This is a genomic window from Streptomyces sp. NPDC014727, from assembly GCF_043083485.1.
Classification (GTDB): domain Bacteria; phylum Actinomycetota; class Actinomycetes; order Streptomycetales; family Streptomycetaceae; genus Streptomyces.
The window spans coordinates 262,530-285,431 of the sequence record NZ_JBIBYR010000009.1 but is presented as its reverse complement, the minus strand read 5'-3'; the positions used below and the strand labels follow the sequence as shown (position 1 = coordinate 285,431).

General features: G+C 69.7%; 19 protein-coding genes and 2 pseudogenes. 6 read left to right on the top strand and 15 right to left on the bottom strand.

Annotated features, from left to right (window positions below):
* Positions 1-11 precede the first annotated feature (11 nt).
* A pseudogene (gene dnaE / locus ACF1B9_RS17345) lies at positions 12-3,618 on the bottom strand (DNA polymerase III subunit alpha).
* 354 nt (positions 3,619-3,972) lie between these two features.
* Here dnaE and ACF1B9_RS17340 point away from each other — a divergent pair.
* Together ACF1B9_RS17340 and ACF1B9_RS17335 are read left to right on the top strand one after the other, a co-directional pair.
* Positions 3,973-4,908, top strand: coding sequence for a LysR family transcriptional regulator (locus tag ACF1B9_RS17340; protein WP_391740663.1), 936 nt, complete (start codon positions 3,973-3,975; stop codon positions 4,906-4,908).
* A 197-nt stretch (positions 4,909-5,105) separates the two neighbouring features.
* Positions 5,106-5,384, top strand: coding sequence for a hypothetical protein (locus ACF1B9_RS17335; protein WP_391740662.1), 279 nt, complete (start codon positions 5,106-5,108; stop codon positions 5,382-5,384).
* Here ACF1B9_RS17335 and ACF1B9_RS17330 read toward each other — a convergent pair.
* From ACF1B9_RS17330 to ACF1B9_RS17300, 7 genes and pseudogenes are all read right to left on the bottom strand, one after another.
* Positions 5,311-5,577, bottom strand: a pseudogene (locus ACF1B9_RS17330) (hypothetical protein); the annotation flags it as partial. The gene ACF1B9_RS17335 and the pseudogene ACF1B9_RS17330 sit on opposite strands and share 74 nt — an antisense overlap.
* Before the next feature lie 830 nt (positions 5,578-6,407).
* The gene (locus ACF1B9_RS17325) at positions 6,408-6,998 is read right to left on the bottom strand and encodes a hypothetical protein (protein ID WP_391740661.1); all 591 of its coding nucleotides are present in this window, start codon (positions 6,996-6,998) and stop codon (positions 6,408-6,410) included.
* A 14-nt stretch (positions 6,999-7,012) separates the two neighbouring features.
* Positions 7,013-8,176 (bottom strand): ROK family glucokinase, encoded by a 1,164-nt coding sequence (locus ACF1B9_RS17320; protein WP_124721377.1) that lies wholly within the window; start codon positions 8,174-8,176, stop codon positions 7,013-7,015.
* A gap of 131 nt (positions 8,177-8,307) precedes the next feature.
* Positions 8,308-9,168 (bottom strand): ATP-binding cassette domain-containing protein, encoded by an 861-nt coding sequence (locus ACF1B9_RS17315; protein WP_391740660.1) that lies wholly within the window; start codon positions 9,166-9,168, stop codon positions 8,308-8,310.
* Complete coding sequence (locus tag ACF1B9_RS17310; RefSeq protein ID WP_391740659.1) at positions 9,165-10,220, bottom strand: ABC transporter permease; 1,056 nt, start codon at positions 10,218-10,220, stop codon at positions 9,165-9,167. Before ACF1B9_RS17310 ends, ACF1B9_RS17315 begins: the two co-directional genes overlap by 4 nt.
* A complete protein-coding gene (locus ACF1B9_RS17305) occupies positions 10,217-11,200 on the bottom strand; it encodes a sugar ABC transporter substrate-binding protein (RefSeq protein ID WP_391740658.1) in 984 nt (327 codons plus the stop codon). The genes ACF1B9_RS17310 and ACF1B9_RS17305 overlap by 4 nt, the downstream gene beginning before the upstream one ends.
* A gap of 333 nt (positions 11,201-11,533) precedes the next feature.
* Positions 11,534-12,292: a GntR family transcriptional regulator gene (locus tag ACF1B9_RS17300; RefSeq protein ID WP_391740657.1), complete on the bottom strand. Its 759-nt coding sequence runs from the start codon at positions 12,290-12,292 to the stop codon at positions 11,534-11,536.
* Between the two features lie 137 nt (positions 12,293-12,429).
* Here ACF1B9_RS17300 and ACF1B9_RS17295 point away from each other — a divergent pair, with 137 nt between their 5' ends.
* On the top strand, positions 12,430-13,467 hold the full coding sequence (locus ACF1B9_RS17295; protein ID WP_391740656.1) for a Gfo/Idh/MocA family oxidoreductase: 1,038 nt from the start codon (positions 12,430-12,432) through the stop codon (positions 13,465-13,467).
* 48 nt (positions 13,468-13,515) lie between these two features.
* On the opposite strand, the gene ACF1B9_RS17290 is transcribed toward ACF1B9_RS17295, so the two are convergent.
* From ACF1B9_RS17290 to ACF1B9_RS17275, 4 genes are all read right to left on the bottom strand, one after another.
* Positions 13,516-13,935 (bottom strand): PaaI family thioesterase, encoded by a 420-nt coding sequence (locus tag ACF1B9_RS17290; protein WP_391740655.1) that lies wholly within the window; start codon positions 13,933-13,935, stop codon positions 13,516-13,518.
* 16 nt (positions 13,936-13,951) lie between these two features.
* On the bottom strand, positions 13,952-15,142 hold the full coding sequence (locus ACF1B9_RS17285) for a cytochrome P450 (RefSeq protein ID WP_391740654.1): 1,191 nt from the start codon (positions 15,140-15,142) through the stop codon (positions 13,952-13,954).
* Positions 15,143-15,197: 55 nt separating this feature from the next.
* Positions 15,198-15,932: a response regulator gene (locus ACF1B9_RS17280; protein WP_391740653.1), complete on the bottom strand. Its 735-nt coding sequence runs from the start codon at positions 15,930-15,932 to the stop codon at positions 15,198-15,200.
* A 164-nt stretch (positions 15,933-16,096) separates the two neighbouring features.
* Positions 16,097-17,314, bottom strand: a complete 1,218-nt coding sequence (locus tag ACF1B9_RS17275) for a sensor histidine kinase (RefSeq protein WP_391740652.1) — start codon at positions 17,312-17,314, stop codon at positions 16,097-16,099.
* Between the two features lie 144 nt (positions 17,315-17,458).
* Here ACF1B9_RS17275 and ACF1B9_RS17270 point away from each other — a divergent pair, with 144 nt between their 5' ends.
* On the top strand, positions 17,459-17,662 hold the full coding sequence (locus tag ACF1B9_RS17270) for a hypothetical protein (protein WP_351080885.1): 204 nt from the start codon (positions 17,459-17,461) through the stop codon (positions 17,660-17,662).
* Positions 17,663-17,862: 200 nt separating this feature from the next.
* The gene (locus ACF1B9_RS17265) at positions 17,863-18,612 is read left to right on the top strand and encodes an SDR family oxidoreductase (RefSeq protein WP_391740651.1); all 750 of its coding nucleotides are present in this window, start codon (positions 17,863-17,865) and stop codon (positions 18,610-18,612) included.
* A gap of 152 nt (positions 18,613-18,764) precedes the next feature.
* Here ACF1B9_RS17265 and ACF1B9_RS17260 read toward each other — a convergent pair whose 3' ends face one another.
* The 3 genes from ACF1B9_RS17260 to allB form a co-directional block, all read right to left on the bottom strand.
* Positions 18,765-19,094 (bottom strand): putative quinol monooxygenase, encoded by a 330-nt coding sequence (locus ACF1B9_RS17260; RefSeq protein WP_351080879.1) that lies wholly within the window; start codon positions 19,092-19,094, stop codon positions 18,765-18,767.
* Positions 19,095-19,276: 182 nt separating this feature from the next.
* Positions 19,277-20,392 (bottom strand): allantoicase, encoded by a 1,116-nt coding sequence (alc, locus tag ACF1B9_RS17255; protein WP_391740650.1) that lies wholly within the window; start codon positions 20,390-20,392, stop codon positions 19,277-19,279.
* 2 nt (positions 20,393-20,394) lie between these two features.
* Positions 20,395-21,738 carry an allantoinase AllB gene (gene allB / locus ACF1B9_RS17250; RefSeq protein ID WP_391740649.1) on the bottom strand — a complete coding sequence of 448 codons (1,344 nt, stop codon included), beginning with the start codon at positions 21,736-21,738 and terminating at the stop codon, positions 20,395-20,397.
* A gap of 360 nt (positions 21,739-22,098) precedes the next feature.
* Here allB and ACF1B9_RS17245 point away from each other — a divergent pair, with 360 nt between their 5' ends.
* Positions 22,099-22,899, top strand: a complete 801-nt coding sequence (locus tag ACF1B9_RS17245; RefSeq protein WP_391740648.1) for an IclR family transcriptional regulator — start codon at positions 22,099-22,101, stop codon at positions 22,897-22,899.
* The last annotated feature ends 3 nt before the right edge of the window (positions 22,900-22,902 follow it).

Here is a 22,902-nt window from a genome sequence, read left to right as displayed (position 1 = left end):
GGCCGGGATCCTCATGCCAGGCCGGCCAGGCCCGCCCACGCGTCAGCTCCGAACGTGCCTTTCACGTCAGAGGCGACGGTGGTGGCGTCCACCTTGGCTTGCAGGGCGTAGACGGTCGTCTTGCGTGCGCTGCGGACGCTGAGGTGGACTGGGCTGTCGCCCGGGTGGTCCGCAAGGATGCGCTTGAGTTCTCCGACGGTCTGTTCGGTGATCCGGTGGGCGGGGAGCACAAGCCGCACGGGGGGGTTTCCCACCGTGTTCGGCGGAGGACACGTCCAGTACCGCGAGTTCTCTGCCGAAGATGTTCACGGTTCCGTCCCGGTCTTCGATCTTGCCCTTGACGGAGATGACGTTGTCCTCGGCCAGTGCGTGCTGCACGAGTTGGTAGGCGGCGGGGAAGAAGAGGACCTCGACGGCGGCATCCCGGTCAGCGAGGTTCACAATGGCCCAGGCGTTGCCCTGTTTGGTCATCTTGAGCTGGATGCCGGTGATCAGGCCGGAGAGCTGCACGTCCCCGGTGGTGCGGCCGGACGCGAGCAGTTCGGCGATGGAGCAGTCCCGTGCGCCGGAGAGGACGTGCTCGGCACCGTCCAGCGGATGGGCTGAGACGTAGAGACCGAGCATTTCGCGTTCGGTCGCCAGGAGTTGCCTGCGGGGCCACTCCGAGTCGTCGATGGGGAAGTCGAGCCCGAAGGCCGGTTCGCCGCTTCCTTCGTCGCTCAGATCGGCGAAGAGATCATCTTGTCCGAAGCTTGCCGCTTTCTTCACGGGGATGATCGCGTCGACAGCGTCCTCGTGAATGGCAGTGAGGCCCTTGCTGGAATGCCCCAGGGAGTCGAAGGTGCCGGCCTTGATCAGGGACTCCACAGCTCGTTTGTTCAGTGCGGGCAGGTCGGCCTTGTCGAGGAAGTCGGAGAAGGAAGTGAATTTCCCTTTCCGGCGGCGGGCATCGACGATGGCCTCGATGACGTTGTCGCCGACGTTGCGTACGGACCGCAGCCCGAACCGTACGTCGTCGCCGACGGCGGTGAACTCGGCGACGGACTCGTTCACGTCGGGCTGGAGGACGCGGACGCCGTTCTTGCGGGCGTCGGCGAGGTAGATCGCGGCCTTGTCCTTGTCGTCGCCGACCGAGGTGAGCAGGGCGGCCATGTACTCGGCCGGATAGTTGGCCTTGAGGTAGGCGGTCCAGTACGAGACGAGGCCGTAGCCGGCGGTGTGGGACTTGTTGAAGGCGTAGCCCGAGAACGGGAGCATGACGTCCCACAGAGCCTTGATGGCTTCCTCGTTGTACCCGTTGCCCCGCATGCCGTCGTGGAACTTGTCCCACTCCGCGGCCAGCACCTCCGGTTTCTTCTTGCCCATCGCACGGCGCAGCAGGTCGGCGCCGCCGAGGGTGTACCCGGCCAGCTCCCGGGCGATGGCCATGATCTGCTCCTGGTAGACGAGCAGGTGGAAGGTGTTGCCGAGGATCGGCTCCAGTGCGTCGCGTAGCTCGGGATGGATCGGGGTGATTTCCTGGCGGCCGGTCTTGCGGTGTGCGTAGTTGGTGTGCGCGTTGGCTGCCATGGGGCCGGGCCGGTAGAGGGCGTTGACCGCAGCGATGTCCTCGAACCGGGTGGGTTCCATCTGCTTCAGCAGTACGCGCATGCCGCCGCCGTCGAGCTGGAAGACACCGAATGTGTTGCCCTCGGCCAGCAGCCGGTATGTCCTGGCGTCGTCCAGAGGGATCACGACGGTGGACGGGTCGCCGTCCAGGGGATCCACGGTGGCCAGGCCGATGCCCCGGTTATCGCGGATGTTCTCGATGGCCTGGTCGATGACTCCCAGGTTCCGAAGCCCGAGGAAGTCCATCTTGATCAGACCCATGGCTTCGCAGGACGGGTAGTCGAAGCCGGTGATCTTCACGCCGTCCGCGGCGCGCATGTGCAGCGGGATACGGTCGGTGAGCTTCGTCTTGGAAAGGATCACCGCCGCGGCGTGCACACCGGTGCCGCGGGTGAGACCCTCCACCCCGCGGGCGGTGTCGATGACCCGCTTCACATCCTGCTCGGTGTCATACATCTGCCGGATCTCGCCTGCCTCGCCATACCGCTCGTGGGAGGAGTCGAAGAGGGCAGCCAGCGGGGCGGACTTGCCGTTCTGGTCCGGCGGGAGCGCCTTGGTGATCCGCTCGCCGTGGGCGTAGGGGTAGCCGAGGATGCGCGAGGAGTCCTTGATCGCGTTCTTGGCCTTGATCTTGCCGAACGTGTTCACCATGGCGGTGTACTCCTCGCCGTACTTCTCGGTGACGTAGCGGACCATCCGGTCGCGCTGACGGTCGTCGAAGTCGAGGTCCACATCCGGCGGGTTGATGCGCTCGGGGTTCAGAAAGCGCTCGAACAGCAGGCCGTGTTCCAGGGGGCACAGCTCGGTGATGCGGGTGGCATAGGCGACGACGGAGCCGGTGGCCGAGCCTCGGCCGGGACCGAGCGGAATCTTGTTCGCCCGGGCGTGGTGGCAGATGTCCGCCACGACGAGGAAGTAGGAGCTGAAGCCCATGGGGCCAATGACCGACATCTCGGTCTCGAAGCGATCCAGGATGTGTGGGGGAACCGGTGCCCCGTAGCGCATGGCCAGACCCTTGAGAACTTCCTTGCGCAGCCACGACTCCTGGGTCTCGCCCTCGGGCACGTCCGGGAACCGCGGCATCTCGTCGACGTGGTCGAAGACCTCGTCGTAGGACTCGATGCGCTCGGCGATCAGCAGGGTGTTGTCGCAGGCTTCCGGGAGCTCCGAAAACAGGCTGCGCATCTCAGCGGCTGTCCTGAGGTAGTAGCCGGAGCCGTTGAAACGGAAGCGGCCCGGGTCGTCCTTGTTCTTGCCGACACCGATGCACAGCAGGCTGTCGTGAGCGTCGGCCCGGTCCTCGGTGACGTAGTGCGCGTCGTTGGTGGCCAGGAGCGGAATTCTCAGTTCCTTGGCCAGGCGCAGCAGGCCCTCGCGGACCTCACGCTCGATGTCCAGGCCGTGGTCCATCAGCTCCAGGAAGTAGTTCTCGCGGCCGAAGATCTCCTGGTAGGCCGCAGCAGCGGCCTTCGCCTCGTCGTACTGGTTCAGCCGCAGACGGGTCTGAATCTCGCCGGACGGGCAGCCTGTGGTGGCGATGATTCCGTTTGGTCGTTCAGCGATCAACTCCCGGTCCATACGCGGCTTTCCGGCCGGGAACTGCCCCTCATAACTGGCCTGCGTGCTGAGCCGGAAGAGGTTCCGCAGGCCCTCGACGTTCCGCGCCCACATGGTCATGTGAGTGAAACGGCCGCCACCGGAAACATCCTTCGCCCCCTCACCGTCAGCGCTCGTGGCGCGACGGCCTCCCGGCCCCCAGAACTCCTGCTTCCGGACGAACCGAGAGGAAGGCGCCACGTACGCCTCGATGCCGATGATCGGCCTGATCCCCTCGAAGCTCTTCGCGACCTGCGCGAACTCATAGGCGCCGAACACATTGCCGTGGTCGCTCATCGCGATCGCAGGCATCCCCTGACGGGCCACCTCGCCGAACATCGGCTTCAGCTTCTGTGCGCCGTCCAGCATCGAGTATTCAGTGTGATTGTGCAGGTGAACGAAGGAATCCGGCACGTGTGGGTCGCCTCCGGGGTGAGTAGGAAGCCCCATCCCGGCGAGAGACGCGATGGTGGCCTTGTCGGTGGCCCACCGCACCGGCATCGGCAGATGGCTGGACGTCTCGACCCGTCGCGATGCGGTCACGCCGACGGGGCGGCCAATGGGTCGTACCGCCCGTGAACGCGATCAGTCCGATCCTCTGAAATGCAGGCCCAGCAGCCACCCGGCTGCCGGGCAGCACTCCCCCTGCCGCGCTGCTTGCCAAACCGCATGTTGACCAGAGACATCAAAGCGAGCATGGAGTACTGGATCAAACAACCATTTCGCCGATCGCACTCAACAATTGGTTGTTCACCTAGGATGGTCAGCGTGGACCTCACTGCCGTGCACACCTTCGTCACCGCCGTGGACGCGGGACAGTTCCAAGAAGCCGCCACCAACTTGTCGATCACTCCACAGGCCGTCTCCAAGCGCATCGCCGTGCTGGAGAAGAACCTCGGTGTGCAGTTGTTCAGCCGTACGGCCCGTGGAGCCCGGCTCACCATCGACGGGCAGGCGTTCCTGCCTTACGCCCGGGCTCTCCTCCAAGCCGAGGAACGCGCAGCCGCTTCCGTGCGGCCAGGACGCCGGGCGTTGCGCGTCGACGTGATCGGCCGCAGGCTCTCGGTGGCGGGTCTGCTGCGCGACTTCCACCGTGCGTATCCCGAGACCGATCTTGATGTCGTGACCCTGTTCGATTCCGACACGGCCATCGCCGCCGTCCGGTCCGGGACGATCGACGCGACCTTCCGCGCCGTGACCATGCCGGGCCGGCAACTCCCCGACGATATAGAGGCCACTCCGGTCTTCGACGAGCCACTGCTCCTGTTCACCGGACCGGCACACGAGTTCGCCGCCGCCCGTGCGATCGCTCCCGCCCAGCTCGCCGGGCGCCGGATCTGGATGCCCGGCAACATGCCTGGCACCGAGTGGGCCGCCTACTATGACGAACTCGCGGCCACGTTCGGTCTCACCATCGAATCGACCGGCCCGAATTTCGGTATCGAGCCCCTCCTCGACACGATCGCGGACTCCTCGACACTGGCGACCTTCGTCAGCGAGCAGACCCCACTGGTCTGGCCTGTCGGCCACGACCTGCGGCGCATCCCCCTGCACGACCCGACCCCGGTCTACCCGCACTCACTGATCTGGCGCACCGACAACCCGCACCCTGCCCTCACTGCGTTGCGTAGCCACCTCACCTCTAGATACCCCGGCCGCCCCGACAGCGGGTTCTGGACACCGAAGTGGGCTCAGCGCGCTTAGAACCGCCGAATACCCGGAGAGGCTTGGTCAGCTGGTGCAACAGCCCGCCCTCGCCGGTCAGCTGGAGGCCCTCACTCTCGGCCCGGCTCACCAGCTCGTCGACCAGCTGCTGATCCACGGCCGCGGGCTGTTGCGGGCCAGCCGCTTCGGATTCCTTGAGCTCGGTCGTCGTCGCTCGTCATCGATGCATCTTCTTGATGGGCGAGGCCGAGCTGCGCATGAGCGAGGTGATCCGGACCTACCTGTTCTTCTGGGTGGTGGTGCCCCTCGTCGTCGCCGGTCCTGTGACGCTGTTCGGGATCAACGGCGACGCGTTCAGCCGCTCACACCCGATCACGTTCCACGTGCTGCTGATCGTGATCCCGGTCGTCTGCCTGATCGCGCTGGCGTGGATGCTGGCGTTCAATGAGAAGTTCCTGGCATCGGTGCGTGTGCCGGATTGGGTTGAAGCCAGGCCGACGAATCGAAGGGCCTGAGCAAGCAAGATGGGTCGTTGTCGACCTCGACCAGGTAACGCTGGCAGTCCGGGCGTGAGCCGTCGAGGTCGGTGAAGCCGTATTCCTGTGCGAGTTGCCCGCTGGACAGCGACTGGCCGTTCCGGGGCGCGACGTCGACGTCGCGGGCCAGCGCCGCGACCGCGCGTCCGACGTACGACGGGCTCTCTACGACCCCGCCTCGGCGAGCTGCGCGGGGTCTTCGCCGAGAACGCAGCCGTAGCCAGTGGGTGGATCGGGCACTTCGACGGGTTCACCGACCTGCTGGAGGACTGGGGGCGCGTTCTGACCGAGGCCACCCGACGGGGCTGGGGCGTCGTGGGACTGAGCGAGTAGCGCGGGGCCGGGCTCCTCGCCGGCCGTGGCGGCCCCGCGGTATCTGCCGCGCACGCGCCGCCGCGGCCACGTTCACGCTCGCCGTGCCGAGGGGCACGTTCGGAAGAAGCAGGAGCACGCATCGGCCACGCCCGGCGGTCCGGTCCCCGGACGACCGGACGCGGGAATTCGTCCATGCGGGATGATCCCCCGATGGACAGAGTCGTTGATCTCGACGAGGCGGCTGCCGTTCTCGTCGAGCGGGCGGTGGCCTGGCGATCGGCCGGCCTCGAAGTGGGCCGGGTGACCTGGCGGGACGCGGAGGCGTCATGGCCTCAGCCGCTGGAGAGCGAGAGAGGCCTGGTGCCTGACCCAGACTCGCTGGGGGTCGTCATCTCGGGTCCGGCAGGGGCCGAGCTGTCGGTTGTCCTGTTCCGGGGTGGTTGGGCCGACGTGGATTTTGCTGCCGGTCCCGATGACGCCGGTTGTCTCCCTGCCTCAGCCATCGCCTCGGCCGCGGACTTCGGCGTGAGGCTGGATCAGTGGGTGGCTGGTGTCTTCGGGGTGCCCGGCGGCGTTCAGGGCCTCTCGTCGGGATCACGCCGGACTTGATCCGAACGCGGGACCCTGGCTGTGGTTCCTGCGGTGTGACCGTTCGTCGGACGCGCGCCGCCGGAGTACCCGGACCGTTCAGGGGGTCGCCGCGGACACGACATAGACGACAGGGTTCATCGGATCGGTCATGTTCACGGTGATGTTCTGGGTGGGGCGCGGGCGCTCGTTGGTGTGCGTGGTGCTCGCCCACTCGACGCCGGGCCCGAAGCTCCAGCCCGAGATCTTCTGGTCGCGGGCACTGATGGCGACCTCTCCGGCCTGCAGGGCGGCGCGGCCGCTGCCCAATCGGCTCAGGAACCGGTCGAGCCCGGCGGACGTGGTGCGGAACTCCACGTACAGCCTGCTGGCCTTCCAGTTGTTGGTCTCGTAGTACTGCACGTCCAGGGAGTTGCCGGGCATCGGCAGCTCGAAGATCCGGCGCTGCAACCGGGACGGCCAGCCCTCGCGCAGCCCCTGTGCGGAGGCCTCGGCCTCCTTGTTCTGGCCGGAGCGGCGGCTCTGTCCGGCGGAGATCAGCAGATAGCCGGCCGGGATGCCGATGAGCAGCACGATGATGGTCGCCGTGATCAGACGGCGGCGGATCATCCGGCGCCGGTCCTGCGGCCGCTTGTCGTCGTCGGGTGGCGAGGACTGGTGCGGCAGGACGGGGTGCTCGGCTGCGGTCATGTCTCTGGGGATCCCTAGGAGGTGCGAGTGTTGCGCGTGTTCCGGATGGTGCTGGCGGCCTGGTCGTAGATCTGGGCGTACCGCTCGTACCGCTCGACGCGGCGACGGTTGGCACGGCGGAATCTGCGGGCCACCAGCCGGGCCAGGTCGGCGGCGCCGACCATACCTGCCTCCGGCCCCAGCTGTGCCTTCGCGATCCGGGCCTCGGGGCGGTAGCCGCGGCCGGTGAGGTGGCGTTTGAAGGCGTCCCTGGCGGGGCCGATCAGCAGGTCGTCGGCGGCGCTGACGCCGCCGCCGATGACGAAGCAGGAGGGGTCGAGCGCGGCGGCGAGGTTGGCGATGCCGACGCCGAGCCACTGCCCGATGTCCTGGAGGAGCTCGACGCACATCGCGTCGCCCTCGCGGGCCAGTTCGGTGATGAGCGGCCCGGTGATGTCGGGAATGTTCCCTTTCACCCGCTCGATGATGCCGTGGGCCACCGGGGAGTCGGCCGCGGCCAGTTCCTTGGCCTCGCGGACGAGCGCGTTGCCGGAGCTGTACTGCTCCCAGCAGCCGCGGTTCCCGCACGGGCAGCGATGCCCTCCGGGAACCACCTGCATGTGACCGAACTCACCGGCGACGCCGTACTTGCCGCGCTTGACCTGACCGTCCTCCAGGATCGCGCCGCCGATGCCGGTACCGAGCGTGATCATGACCAGGTGGTCCTCGCCTCGGCCCGCTCCGAAGCGCCACTCGGCCCAGGCGGCGGTGTTGGCGTCGTTGTCGACCATGACGGGGACGACGAGGCGGGAGGCGAGGGCGTCGCGCAGCGGTTCGTCGCGCCATGCGAGGTGCGGGGCGAAGAGCACCTTGGAGCGGTCCGCGTCGACCCAGCCCGCCGCCCCGATGCCGACGGCGTGCACATCGTGCCGGTCGGAGAGGTCCAGGACCAGTTCGACGATGGTGTCCTCGACGACTTTGGGGCTCTTGGACTTGTCCGGCGTCTCGGTGCGCAGCTGCTCCAGGATGTTGCCGTCGGCGTCGACGACGCCTGCCATCACCTTCGTGCCCCCGATGTCGATGCCGACGGTGGGTACCCGTGGCGCCGTGAGGTGCGAGCGTCGCTCCCGGGTGCCCACGGTCCGCAGGACGGTGGCGCGGGCGGAGCCGCGGTGTGTGAAGTCGCGGTACGTGCTCATCGTCCCTGCGGGGTCTGGGGGGCCGGAGGCGGTGCTCCCGGCGGCGGACGGTGCCCGTCGGGCTCGATTCTGCCACTGCTGGGGCGCCGCGGCGGGCGGACCTGTGGGGGGAGCGTGGGTATCGGTCCGGGCTACCGCGGGCCGTCGGTGCCGCGGTGACCGCCGAGACGGGTCGGCCCCGAGGCCCGTTCCAGTTCGTGGCCGAGCTCCTCCAGCTCACTGCCGCCCGCCATTTGGCGGGTCAGCTCGTCCAAGGTGATGTTCGCCCTGGTGTGGCTGCCGGACATGGCGCCTCGCTTGAGAAGGACGAAACGGTCACCGACGAGAAACGCGTGGTGCGGGTTGTGCGTGATGAGGACCACGCCGAGACCCGCGTCGCGGGCGGCCGCGACGTACTTGAGGACGACCCCGGACTGCTTGACGCCGAGGGCGGCGGTGGGCTCGTCCAGTACGAGGACCTTGGCCCCGAAGTAGACGGCCCGTGCGATGGCGACGCACTGGCGCTCGCCGCCGGAGAGCGTGCCGATCGGCTGGTCGACGTCGCGCAGGTCGATGCCCATGCGCAGCAGCTCGGAACGGGTCGTCTCGCGCATCAGCCGCACGTCGAGCCGTTTGAACGGGCCCGCGCCGGTGGTCGGCTCGGAGCCGAGGAAGAAGTTGCGCCAGACCGGCATCAGGGGGACGACGGCCAGGTCCTGGTAGACCGTGGCGATGCCGCGGTCGAGGGCGTCGCGCGGGTTGACGAGGGTGGTCTCCTCGCCGTCGATGAGAAAGGTGCCGGCATCGTGGCGGTGCAGCCCCGCGATGATCTTGATCAGGGTGGACTTGCCGGCTCCGTTGTCGCCGAGGACGCAGGAGATCTCCCCCGCGTGGACCTCCAGCGAGACGTCCTGGAGTGCCTTGATGTTGCCGTAGAACTTGCTGACGCGGTCCAGCTCGACGAGCGCCCGGTGGGGCGCCTCCTGGCCGGCCGGTGCTTGGGGGGCCGTCATTTCGTCGCCTCCGCGCGCTTGCGTACCCATGCGTTGAGCAGGGTGGCCAGGAGCAGCATGGCTCCGAGGAAGAACTTGAACCAGTCCGGGTTCCACTCCGCGTACACGATGCCCTTGCTGGTCATGCCGAAGATGAAGGCACCGACCGCGGAGCCGATCGCGGAGCCGTAGCCGCCGGTGATCAGACAGCCGCCGATGACGGCCGCGATGATGTAGATCAGTTCGTTGCCGACACCCTCGCCGGACTGCACCACGTCGTACGAGAACAGCAGATGCTGCCCCGAGACCCAGGCGGCGAAGGCGACCCCGAGGTAGAGCCCGATCTTGGTACGGATCACCGGGACGCCGACCGCGCGCGCCGCGTCGGCCTCGCCGCCGACCGCGAAGATCCAGTTGCCGAAGCGGGTGCGCAGCAGGATCCAGGTGGCGATCGCGACGAGCACGGCCCACCACAGGATGGTGACCTTGAACTCGACGCCGCCGATGGTCCACTGTGAGGCGAAGACCTGACGTGCCGAGTCGAAGCCCTCCATGTCACCGATGGTCTTGGTCGACACGGTCCCGCTGATCAGCTTGGTGAAGCCCAGATTGAGGCCGGTCAGCATCAGGAACGTACCGAGCGTGATGATGAAGCTCGGCAGTTTGGTCCGGGTCAGCATGAAGCCGTTGAAGGCCCCGATGGCCAGCGTGACCAGCAGCGACACGAAGACGCCGACCCAGACGTTGGCCGTCATCTGGTAACTGAACATCGACGAGATCAGCGCGGAGCTGGTGACCAGCACGCCGGCGGAGAGGTCGAACTCGCCGCCGATCATCAGCAGCGCCACCGGCGCGGCCATGATCCCGATGGTGGAGGCCGCGTAGAGCACCGTGCCGAGGCTGGAGGTGCGCAGGAAGCTGTCGGCGACGATCGAGAAGAAGATGAAGACGGCCGCGGCGCCGACCACCGAGCCGAGCTCGGGGCGGCCGAGCAGCTTGCGCAGCGGTGAGGTGCGCAGCAGCCGCTCGTCGGCCACGGCCGCCGGGGCGGGTGGACCGGTCACCGTGCTCATCGGGTGCCCCGCTTCGTGTACTCGGCGAGTTCGGCGGCGTCCTTCGAGGTGATGATCTGCGGGCCGGTGAGAACCGGGCGGCCGCCGCCGAGCACATTGCCGTTGTAGCGGTGGAGCCAGAGCAGGTCCACGGCCTCGTACCCCTGGAGGTAGGGCTGCTGGTCGACCGCGAAGCCGAGAGTCTTGTCCTGGAGGGCCGTGGCGACCTTGGCGTTCAGGTCGAAGGTGTCGATCTCGGCCTTGCTGCCGGCGGTCTTCTTCGCCTTGACGGCGGCGTCCGCGAACGGCGCGCCGAGTGTGACGACCGCGTCGATGTTCTTGTCGGCCTGGAGCTTGGCCTCGATGGACGCCTGGACGTCGGGCATGTTGGTGCCTTCGACGTACAGGTTCTGCATCTGCCCGTCGAAGGTCTTCTTCGCCCCGGCGCAGCGCTGCTCGTGGCCGACGTTGCCCTGCTCGTGCAGGATGCACAGGGCCTTCTTGCGGCCCCGTGCGTTGAGCTCGTCGCCGACCGCCTCGCCCGCGATGGACTCGTCCTGGCCGATATGACTGAGCGCACCGAACTGCTTGGACTCCGCGGAGCCCGAGTTCACCGTGATCACCGGGATACCGGCCTTGGTGGCCTTGGCCACGACGTCCTTCATCGCGTCGGGCTTGGCGAGCGTGACGATCAGCCCGTCGACCTTCTGGTCGATGGCCGCCTGGACGAGCTGGGCCTGCTGCTGCGCCTCGTCGTTGTGCGAGTACAGGAACTTGATGTTGTCCTTCACGGCCGCCTGCTCGGCGCCCCGCTGGACGATGTCCCAGAACGTGTCGCCGTCGCCCGAGTGCGTGACCATGGCGAAGGTCCAGCGGGGCGTGTTCACCGCGGACCGGCCCTCGGCGGCAGCTCGCGCCGCGCGCTCCTCCGCACGCTTGCCACCGGTGCTGCTGCATCCCACGAGGGAAACCCCGAGCACCGCCGCAAGCACGGCACCCATCGCACGTACCCCTGTCCGAACCCTTGCCACGACGCCATGCCCTTCTTGTGCTGCTCGCTGTGCTGCCTGGTGGGACCGGGGACGGTTCACACCCTGCTCTGCCGGCCAAGTATCCCCGAGCCGCCGACGGCGCCGCCCGGCAGGTCGGAGGTCGACGTTCCGGTTGATGGCGGTCCGGACGGGCCGGGCCCGTTCCTCGCCTGCCTGTTCCCCGCGTGGGAGAACTCGACGCCGCCCCCGGGCGCCGTCTCCTTCACGCCGCCGCACACGATGTCCCGGAAGCCACATCCCTCCCCCCGGGTCCGCATCCGTCGCGGGCCCGGGTGACCCCCGTCACCGTACGAGCAACTGGAAGTCGAAGGAATAGCGCGAGGCCCGGTAGATGTGGAAACCGAACTCGACCGCGCGCCCGGTGTCGTCGAAGGTGGTGCGTTCCATCGTCAGCAGCGCGGCCCCCTCGGTCTCGGCGAGTGCGGCCGCCTCCTGGGCGGTGGCGAGCCGGGCGCCGACGGTCTGGCGGGCGCTGTGCAGGGTGATACCGGCGCCGCGCATCATCCGGTAGAGGCCGGTGGTCTCCAGCCGTTCGGTCTCCAGGCCGACGATCCCGAGAGGCAGGTGGTTGCGCAGGAGTGCCAGCGGCTCGTCGTGCGCGTACCGCAGTCGCTCGACGAGGTGCACGTCGGTGCCCTCGGTGATGCCGAGGGCGTCGGCGACTTCGGCACCGGCGGGCTCGACGGTGTTGCGCAGGACACGGGTCGTGGGGTGTCCGCCCGCCGCCTCCAGGTCGTCGTACAGGCTGCTCAGTTCGAGGGGGCGCCGGACCCGGCTGTGCACCACCTGGGTGCCGACGCCTCGGCGGCGGACCATCAGTCCCTTGTCGACCAGTGACTGGATGGCCTGGCGGACGGTGGGGCGTGACAGCCCGAGCCGGGCCGCGAGCTCGATCTCGTTGCCGAGGAGGCTGCCCGGGGCCAGCCGACCCTGCTCGACGGCTGCTTCCAGCTGCTGGGCCAGCTGGTAGTACAGCGGAACCGGACTGGTGCGGTCCACACCGAGTTCGAGTGCGGCGGGGTCGGTGGTGGGTTTGGGCACGCGTGGAGGGTATCCCTCACGTCAGAACCTCCGATAGTGCGGTCGTCCTGTTGTCCGGACAGCATGAACATCGAACAAGCCTCGCCTTGTCAGGACATATGGTTGACAGCGCAGTCGGTGGGCGGCACGTTGGGTCCATGCGCATCGGACTCATCGGCACCGGCCGGATCGGTTCCTTCCACGCGGGCGTGCTGGCCCGCCATCCCGCGGTCGACTCCCTGGTGGTGACGGACACCGACGGGGCGCGGGCTGCCGAGGTCGCGGACCGCCTCGGTGCGAGGGCGGCGGACAGCGCCGCCGAAGTGTTCGGCGCGGGCGTGGACGGCGTGGTGATCGCCTCGGCCACCTCGGCGCACGCGGATCTGATCGGGCAGGCCGCGCGCGCGGGGCTGCCCGCGTTCTGCGAGAAGCCGATCGCGCTGGACCTGCCGGGGACGCTGGGCGCACTGTGCGAGGTCGACCGAGCGGGCAGCGTCCTCCAACTGGGCTTCATGCGCAGATTCGACGCCGGGTACGAGGCGGCCCGCACCGCGGTGCGGGCCGGGGCGCTGGGCAGGCTGCACACCGTACGGGCCATGACCATGGACCCCGCACCGCCGCCCGCCGCGTATCTGCCGCTCTCCGGAGGGCTGTACCGGGACTGTCTGGTCCATGACTTCGACATGCTGCGGTGGGTGACGGGCCGTGAGGTGACCGAGGTGTACGCCACCGGGTCGGATGCCGGACCGGGGATGTTCCGGGCCGCGGGCGACGTCGACACGGCGGCGGCCCTGCTGACTCTCGACGACGGCACCCTGGCCACGGCGACGGCCACTCGCTGCAACGGCGCCGGTTACGACGTGCGGATGGAGCTGGCGGGCGAGCTCGGCCAGCTCACGGTCGGCCTGGACGATCGCACTCCGGTCACCTCGGCGGAGCCGCGGGGCCCGGCCGCGCCGCGCCGCCCCTGGCCGGGCTTCCTGGAGCGGTTCGCCCCGGCGTACGAAGCGGAACTGGACGCGTTCGTACGGGTGGTGCGGGGCGAGCTGCCCAATCCGTGCGACGGCCGGGAGGCGTGGTACGCGCTGCTGATCGCGGAGGCGTGCGAGGTGTCCCGGCGGGAGCGGCGCCCCGTGGCGATCGCCGAGATCGCCGAGGGGGCGGCCGCCCGGTCCGGCGCTCATGCCGCGGGGTGAATCCCCCTGTGCCCCGCTCCCGGCGGCCGGGAGCGGGGCACAGGCGCTTCAGGACGGTGTGGCGGACAGTACGGTCCCCTGGGCCACCGCGCAGAGCGTCCGCGCCCCCTCCTCCCCCGTGGCGAACAGCTCGCAGCGGACCACGGCCTGGCGGCGGCCGGTGTGCACGACTGCGGCGCGGGCGACGAGTGTGCGGCCGGTGGCGGGCCGGACGTACTGGATGGAGAAGCCGCCGGTCAGCACGGCCGGTCCGAGGGTCGTTCCGGCGGCGAAGGTGATCGAGTTGTCGGCGGCGTAGGCCAGGACCCCGCCGTGTACGAAGCCGTTCTGCTGCTGGAGCTCCTGACGGATGTCCACCTCCAGGGTGGCCGCACCGTCCCCGAAGGCGGTGATCCTCGCCCCGACCAGCCCGCTGAACGGCTGACTGTCGAGCACCTTCTGTGCCATCTGCAAATCAAGTCCCGTCATGGCAGAGCTTTTTACCTCACCAGCGGACGGGCAGCCCGCGCACCCCACGGATCAGCATGCCGGGGAGCCAGTCCGGCTCCCCGCCGTCCGTGTCCCGTACGAGACCGGGGCACCGCTCCAGCAGCGACCGGATCGCGATCCGGCCCTCCATCCGGGCCAGCGGCGCACCCAGGCAGAAATGGATGCCGTGTCCGAAGGCCAGATGCCCCTGGGCGTCGCGGCGGATATCGAAGCGGTCCGCTTCCGGATAGCGGCCGGCGTCGCGGTCGGCGCCCGCCAGGGAGACCAGGACCGGCTCGCCCGCCGGAATGACCCGCCGCCCGACCCGGACCGCTTCGCGAGGGAAGCGGAACGTGGCGGTCTCCACCGGTCCGTCGTACCGCAGCATTTCTTCGACGGCCCCGTCGATCAGATCGAAGTCCGCACGGAGCACGGCCAGTTGGTCCGGATGGTCGAGCAACGCCCGTACCCCGTTGGAGATCAGGTTGACCGTGGTCTCGTGCCCGGCGACGAGCAGCAGGAAAGCCATGCCCACGAGCTCGTCGGGCGACAGTCCGTCCCCTTCCTCGTCACGCGCCTTGACCAGCGCGCTCATCAGGTCGTCACCGGGCGAGCACCGCTTGTCCTCGATGAGTTCGCCGAGGTAGGCCCCCATGGCGGCCACGGCCTCGCGCTCCTGCTCCGGCGTGGCCGGGGTCACGATGCTGTTCGACAGCCGGCGGAAGGCGTTCCGGTCCAGGTCCGGCACACCGATCAGTTCGCAGATGACGGTCATCGGCAGCGGGAAGGCGAGCGCGTCCACGAGATCGGCCCGCCCGGCCGGCACCATCGCGTCGAGGAGTTCATCGGTGATCTGCTGGACGCGGGGGCGCAGGGCCTCGACCCGGCGTGCGGTGAACTCCCGGGTGACGAGCTTGCGCAGCCGGGTGTGGTGGGGTGCGTCGAGCTCCAGCATGTTGGCGAAGATCGGATCGTGCCCGTCGGGCCGGTCCACCAGCCCCTGCCACTCCTTGCCGAACCGCTGGTCGGCGAGGACGGCGCGGCCCTCGTCGTACCCCACCACGAGCCAGACCCGGTCGAAGTCGTCGGTACGGACGGTGTGCACGGGACCCGTGGCACGCAACTTCTCGTAGTACGGATAGGGATTCGCGGTGAAGTCCTTGACCCCGCGCAGATCGAAGTCGACATGGACACTGGCATCGGACATGAGATCGCCCCTCCCGGTCTGATCGGCTCGATCGCTGGCGATCGACGGCTTCAGCCTATGTGGCCCGGTCTGCGCCGTCGTCGTCGAGCAGGCCCGCGTCGTGCACCAACAGCGCGATCTGGACACGGTTGTTGAAATCGAATTTGGCCAGGATCCGGGACACCTGGGTCTTCACGGTCGCCACGCTGAGGTAGAGCGTGGCGGCGATCTCGGCGTTGGAACGGCCCTGCCCGACGGCGATCGCGACCTCGCGTTCCCGTTCGGCGAGGGCCGCGATCCGCTGCCTCGCCCGGTCGGTGCGGTCCACCCGGTCGCCTCGGCCGGACCCGGGGCCGGTACCGGCGGCGCGGGCCATCAGCCGGCGGGTCACCGCGGGCGACAGCACCGGATCACCGGCCGCCACCCTCCGCACCGAGTCGACGATCCGGGCCGGAGGGGTGTCCTTCAGGACAAATCCCGCGGCTCCGGCGCGGATGGCCCGCAGCACCTGTTCGTCGGCGTGGAACGTCGTCAGGACGATGACCTCCGGTGCGTCGGGGCGGGCCCGCAGCGCCTCGGTCGCCGTCAGCCCGTCCATGGCCGGCATCCGGATGTCCATCAGCACCACATCGGGGCGGAGCCGGTCGACGAGATCCACGGCCTCGGTGCCGTCGGCCCCCTCCCCCACGATGTCGATGTCGTCGGCGCCGCCGAGCATGAGGGCGAGCCCGGCCCGTACGAGCGGGTCGTCGTCGACGATGAGCAGCCGGACGGGCTGCGCCACGGGTTCCATGGGCGTCGGGGTGGTCATGACGACAACCGTAGCCAGACCGCGGCCCCTGACGTGTCCCGGTCCGCGGCGGCCTCGGCTCCTTTCGTTCGGATCGGGCCGGGATCGCGTGCCCCGGCGCACCGCGCCCCGCCCCGCCGATCCGGCCCGATCCGAACGAAAGACCCTGGCGGGCCGTGCGCCGCTCAGGCCGGCCACGGCAGCCAGGCCCGGATGCCGAAGCCGCCGCCCGGTTCCGGTCCGTGATCGAGACGGCCCCCGGCCAGGATGGCGCGTTCCGTGAGGCCGATGAGCCCCTGGCCCGAGCCGGGGACCTGCTCGAACGGTTCGGTGGGCGCCGGATTGCGCACCTCGACGGTGAGCCCGTCCCCCGGACCGCCGGCGACGGTGACACCGACCTCGGCGCCCGGTGCGTGTTTACGGGCGTTGGTCAGGCCCTCCTGGGCGATGCGGTAGACCGTGCGGCCGGTGGCGGCGGGGGCCGCGGCGGGGTCGGTGATGCGGCTGTCGAGGGTGACCCTCATACCGGCCAGCCGGGACTCGTCGATCAGGGAGTCCAGGGTGGCGAGGGTGGGCTGCGGCCGGTTGTCGTCGCTCTCCCCCGGGCTGCGCAGGACTCCGATGATCTCGCGGAGGTCCTGGAGCGCCTCGTGCGCGCTGTCCCGGATGACCCCGGCGGCCCGCGCCACCTGGGCCGCAGGCGCGTCGGGGCGGAATTCGAGGGCACCGGCGTGAACGCTGAGGAGGGTCAGCCGGTGGGCGAGCACATCGTGCATCTCCCGGGCGATGGCTTCGCGGGCCAGCCGCTGTGCCTGTTCGGCGCGGAGCTCCGCCTCGGTCTCGGCCCGGCGGGCGCGCTCGCGCAGCGTGACGACCAACTGGCGTCTGGACCGTACGACCATGCCCCAGCTGAGCACCAGCAGCGACAGCAGTACGCCGACGACCGTGGCCGCGGTGAACGAGGTGCCCGGGTCGGGCCGCAGATACGGCTGTACGGGGGCCGTGATCAGAGCGAGCGCCCCGATGACCGCCACGGGGCGGAACGGCCGGTGCACGGCCACGCTGAACAGGGCCACGAGCAGGGCGCCCGCGGCGACCGGTTCGACGGTGGAGACCAGGATCAGGCCCACCGCGAGGCCGACCGGCCACCGCCGTCGCACCCACAGGGCGCAGCAGGCGGCGGCCCCGATCAGGCAGTCGACGAAGACGACGCCGTCCGGGGTGGTGCGGTCGGCGTCGAGGGCCGACGCGGCGAGCAGGCCGAGGCCGGCGGCGCAGAGGAAGGCGGTGAGGTCGACGATCCAGTCCCGCACGGTGCGTCGGGAGCGGCCGGCCTGGTCACCGGGCAGCTCTGGGTCGGCCATCGCCGAGGGCAGCAGCCAGGGGTACTCCGTACGCGTCATACGACAAAACTACCCAGGTCAGGCACAGGTGCCTGCGATCCCGGCGCAGTGGGACACCAAAGTCGCCGAAGGCGAGACTTTCGGCGCGGCGAGGCAGACCGGTGGCCGACGCGGCGGGCGGGCGGGAGCCGGGAGGCTCCCGCCATGAAGAAAATCTGCGAGTCGGTCGGCTTCCTCGTCTTCGTCCAGGGGGTCGCCGGACTCATCAATGAATGGACGGGATGGTTCCGGTTCTGGACGCTGGTGCGGCGGCTGGACTTCGTCGGTCCCTACGCGACCTTCGTGAACATCGTGCTCGCCGTGGCGGGTGCGGCGGTGATGGTGGCGGCCGACAGGCTCAAGGAGTAGGAGGGTTCACCACCCGGCGCCCCCAGCCGGTGCCCACCTCCGGGAGCGGCCGAGGGCCACGCGCGGGTGACCGGATTCCGTAGGTCCGGCCGACGGCGCCGCGTGCCCCGCCTTGACGTCCGTTTCCCGCCGGTACGCGTACGGCCGAAGGGCTTTCCTGGTCCGTGTCGAAACAACGGCCCGAGCACAAGGAACGCACCATGACCAGCACCGACAGCAGCACGACCAGGACCGCACTCGTCACCGGAGGCAGCCGGGGCATCGGTGCCGCGACCGCCCTGCGACTGGCCCGGGACGGCGCCGATGTGGCGCTGACGTACGTGCGGGGCGAGGACGACGCACGGGCGGTCGTCAAGGAGATCCAGTCGTACGGCCGCCGCGGCATCGCCTTGCGGGCCGACTCGGCGGACCCGGATGCCGCCCCGGCTGCCGTGCATCGTGCCGCCGAGGCGTTCGGCCGGCTGGACGTCCTGGTCAACAACGCGGGCATCGGCGTCCTCGGCCCCATCGGCACCCTCACCCCCGCTGATGTGGACCGGGTACTGGCGGTCAACATCCGGGCGGTCTTCCTGGCCTGCCGCGCCGCGGCGGGGCTGATGGAGAGCGGCGGTCGCATCATCTCCCTCGGCACGGCCCTGAGCCGGCACGCGGGCGGTCCGGGCTCCAGCCTCTACACGATGAGCAAGGCGGCGCTGGCCGGCCTGACCAAACCGCTCGCCCGTGAACTCGGCCCGCGCGGCATCACGGTCAACCTGGTCCAGCCCGGCCCGGTCGACACGGACCTCAACCCGGCCGATGGTCCGATGGCCGCCGGGCAGCTCGCGGCGACCGCGCTGGACCGGTTCGGCACGCCGGACGAAGTGGCCTCACTGATCGCCTACTTGGCCAGTGCCGAAGCGGCGTACATCACGGGTACGGAGGTGACGGTGGACGGAGGCCACGCGGCCTGATCCGCTGCGCGACGGAGACGTTCCGGCCGACACCCCGGGCCCCGGCCGGATCCCGGCGGCCCGAGAGCCACGGGGAACCGGGGGTCGGCCCCGTCCGTGTCCGTCCCGTCGGTGCGTCCCTGTCGGGCGACGCGGACGTACCGGCGCGCGGATCACCGCGAGCGCGGGGTGAGCTCCGTCATCCGGGACCAGCCGTCACCCGGCACCTCGACGTTGATGATCTCCGGGGTCTCGGAGACGAGATCCGCCATCCGGTCCATCGCCGCGGCGAAGTGCTGCGACTTCACATGGGCCTGACCGGCCTCGGGGGAGGCGAACGCCTCCAGCAGGACGAACTCGTCCGGGTTCTCGACGCTGTAGGACCACTCGAAGAACAGGTTGCCTGGCTCCTTCCGGGTGGCGAGGGTGAAGTCCTCGACGGCCGGGAGCCAGTTGTCGCGGTCGGCGCTGTGGACGGTGAATTTGACGACGATGAAGATCATGCCATCAGAGTCCCACAAGCCCCGAACATGAATATGTCGGGCACACCAGGACGAGGCCGGCCGGTCCGCGTTCCGGTCCGGCCGGCTCGTCCGGTGATCCGGACGAGAGGCGCTGGGGTCTTTCGTTCCGATCGGGCCGGATCGGCGAGCACGCGAGCCCGGCATGACCCGGACGAGCGGCGCTAACCGCCGAGCTCGCGGTGGCGCGCGGCCAGTCGCGCGGCCCCCTCCTCGGTCGGTGCGCCGAAGAGCCGCAGCCGGGAGATGCCGCCGTCAGGGAAGATGTCGATCCGGATGTGCGTGGCCCGCACCGCCTCGGGCAGAACGAAGCGGTGGTTCGTGTCGGGCTGGAGCCGGGTCCGGGGCAGCACCTCGGTCCACTCGCCGCTCTCCCCGTCGCGGGCGGAAAGGCTCGCCCAGCCCGCCGAGTTGCCCTTCAGATACGCGGTGTCGATCTCGACGGCGCGGATCTCCGCCTGCTCGACGAGGCGGTAGCGGATCCAGTCGTTGCCCCGGTCGCGGCGTCGGCGGGTCTCCCAGCCGTCGTCCATCTTGCGGGACCTGCCGGGCTGGATGGTGTTGGTGGCCGGTGAGTAGAACCGATCGGAGGCGTCCTCGACCATGCCGCCGTTCTCCAGGGCGACCAGATCGAAGGTGCCGAGGGCGGCCAGCCAGCCGGGGTCGGGGGTGACCTCGCCGTAGACCCGCAGCCGGGCTATCCCGCCGTCGGGGTGCTGATTGACCCGCAGGTGGGTGACGCGCTGCCCGGCCGCGACGGCGAAGCCATTGGCGGCGTGTCCGCCGACGGCCGTCCGCGGTATGAGCGTTGTCCACTTCACCTGGGGGGCGAGGAGGTCCTCCGGTGACGGGGAGCCGGGGACGCAGGCCGCCTCGACGGAGACCGCCTGCGGGTAGTTGCCGCGGAAGTGGGCCGTGTCGACGACGATGCCGCGTACGACTCCGGGCGCACCGAGCCGTACCAGTGCCCAGTCGTGGTCCTCGTCCGCGGGGTGCGGCCGGTCGGCGCCCGCACCGCGTCGGCGGCGGGTCTCCCAGCCGTCCATGATCTTGCCCTTGTGACCGAAGCGCTCGGGGTCGAACTCTGCGGGCTCCGGCTTCAGAAGGTTCTCGCGCTCGGCGAAGAACTCGTCGTTGGCGGCGATCACCCCCGCGCCGAGCCGCCGGTCGGCGAGGTCGACGAGGGCGGTGAAGGGGAAGTCGGCCGTGCGGTAGTCGGCGTACGGGTCGCCGCCGCCGTACGGGTTCGCGTCGCCGGTGAAACGGGCTGTCGCCGTCATGATCAGTGCTCCCTTTCGAGAAGGCGCCCGGTGGGTTCGGCGACGCTGCCGTCGGCCGCGATCCGTACACCGCGCAGCCAGGTCGACTTCACGACGCCGTGCAGGGTCTTGCCCGCGTAGGCGGTGACCTGGTTGCGGTGGAAGAGCTCTGCGGGGTCGACGGTGAAGGTCTCGTCGGGGGCGAGGACCGCGAAGTCGGCGTCCCGGCCGGCCTCGATGGCACCCTTGCGGGTCAGTCCGGCCAGTTCCGCGGGGGCGGCCGACATCCAGCGGACGACGTCGTCGAGCGAGTGGCCGCGCCTGCGGGCCTCGGTCCAGATGGCGGGAAGGCCGAGCTGGAGGGAGGAGATGCCGCCCCAGGCGGAGGCGAAGTCCGGCGTCTTGAGGTCGGTGGTGCACGGCGAGTGGTCGGAGACGATGCAATCGATCGTCCCGTCGGCCAGCCCCTCCCACAACGCGTCCTGGTTGGCGGCCTCCCGGATCGGCGGGCAGCACTTGAACTCCGTCGCACCGTCCGGGACCTCCTCGGCGGTGAGCGTGAGGAAGTGCGGGCAGGACTCGACGGTGACCCGTACGCCCTCGCGCTTGGCGGCGGCGATCATCGGCAGGGCGTCGCTGGAGGACAGATGCAGCACATGGACCCGGGCGTTCAGCCGCCGGGCGTGTGCGACGAGTCCCTCGATCGCGGTGTTCTCGGCGTCACGGGGCCGGGAGGCGAGGAAGTCGGCGTACGCGGGCCCGCTGCGCTGCGGGGCGGACGCCAGATGGCGCGGGTCCTCGGCGTGCACGATCAGCAGCCCGCCGAAGCCGGCTGTCTCGGCCATGGACCGGGCGAGCTGCTCCTGGTTTAGCTCCGGGAACTCATCGACGCCGGACGGCGAGAGGAAACACTTGAAACCGAAGACCCCTGCCTCGTGCAGCGGCCTCAGGTCCTTGACGTTGGACGGGATGGCACCGCCCCAGAATCCGATGTCGACGTGCGCCTTGGGGGCCGCCACCCGCTGCTTGGTGCGCAGGTGGTCGACGGTGGTGGTCGGCGGAAGGGAGTTGAGGGGCATGTCGAGCAGGGTGGTGATGCCGCCTGCCGCCGCCGCGCGGGTGGCGGTGTGGAAGCCTTCCCACTCGGTGCGGCCGGGGTCGTTCACATGGACGTGGGTGTCGACGAGTCCGGGCAGCAGGACGTCGTCGCCGACATCCTCCAGCCGGGCACCGCCCGGCATCTCGCTGTCGTACGGCAGGACGGCGTCGATTCTCCCGTCGGCGACGGCGACCGCTGCGGGGCGCGTCCCGTCCGGGGTGACGACACGCGTCGAGCGCAGTACCAGATTCACGTCCGCACCGGACACCCGTGCTCCTCATTTCGGACTTTCGACCACTACGAATTCAACGAACTGTTGAAGGAGTCTTCACTCGGGATTCGACCCCGTCAAGACCCCACTCTCCTCGTGGGACGACCGGCGAACCTCCCGCACCCGCAACTGGAGATTTCCACAAAGTAAAAGACATATTCCGGAGAACGGAACGTAACATGGAACCAGTGCGGCATCGCGGAACCGCCCCCCGGACTGCCGACACCGGGACAAACGGGCTCTGACCGGCCAGGACGCCGCACGCTGAGCAGTGGGCCGATCGGGAACCGCCCGGTAGGCTGCGGGGTGCCTCGCCGGGCGGGGCACCCGCACTTCCGCCTCGAAAGGACCGTTGACGTGCCGCCGTCCCACGCCAGCACATCCGACTCCAAGCCCGCCGCTCCGAGCGGTGGTGTGCAGTCCCTTGAGCGTGCATTCGACCTGCTGGAACGGATGGCGGACGCCGGGGGCGAGGTCGGCCTCAGCGAACTCTCCGCGAGCAGCGGGCTTCCGCTGCCGACCATTCACCGTCTGATGCGCACGCTGGTGATCTGCGGCTACGTACGCCAGCAGCCGAACCGCCGCTATGCGCTCGGCCCGCGTCTGATCCGGCTCGGCGAGTCCGCGTCGCGGCTGCTCGGCACCTGGGCCCGCCCGTATCTCGCGCGCCTGGTCGAGGAGACCGGCGAGACCGCGAACATGGCGCTGCTCGACGGCGACGAGATCGTGTACGTGGCGCAGGTGCCGTCCAAGCACTCGATGCGCATGTTCACCGAGGTGGGCCGACGGGTGCTCCCCCACTCCACGGGGGTCGGCAAGGCGCTGCTCGCGCACACGCCGCCGGAGGAGGTGCGGGCGCTGCTCGCCCGTACCGGCATGCCGGCCGCCACCGAGAAGACGATCACCACTCCGGACGGTTTCCTCGAAGCGCTGGAACAGGTCCGCAGGGTCGGTTACGCGGTGGACGACAACGAGCAGGAGGTCGGTGTGCGCTGCCTGGCGGTCTCGGTGCCCGACTCCCCCACCTCCGCCGCGATTTCGATCTCGGGGCCGGCCGGCCGGGTGACGGAGGCGGCCACGGAGCGGATCGTGCCGATTCTGCAGCAGGCCGCGAAGGAGCTGTCCGACGCGCTGGCCAGCAGCGGGACCACCGGCTGAGAG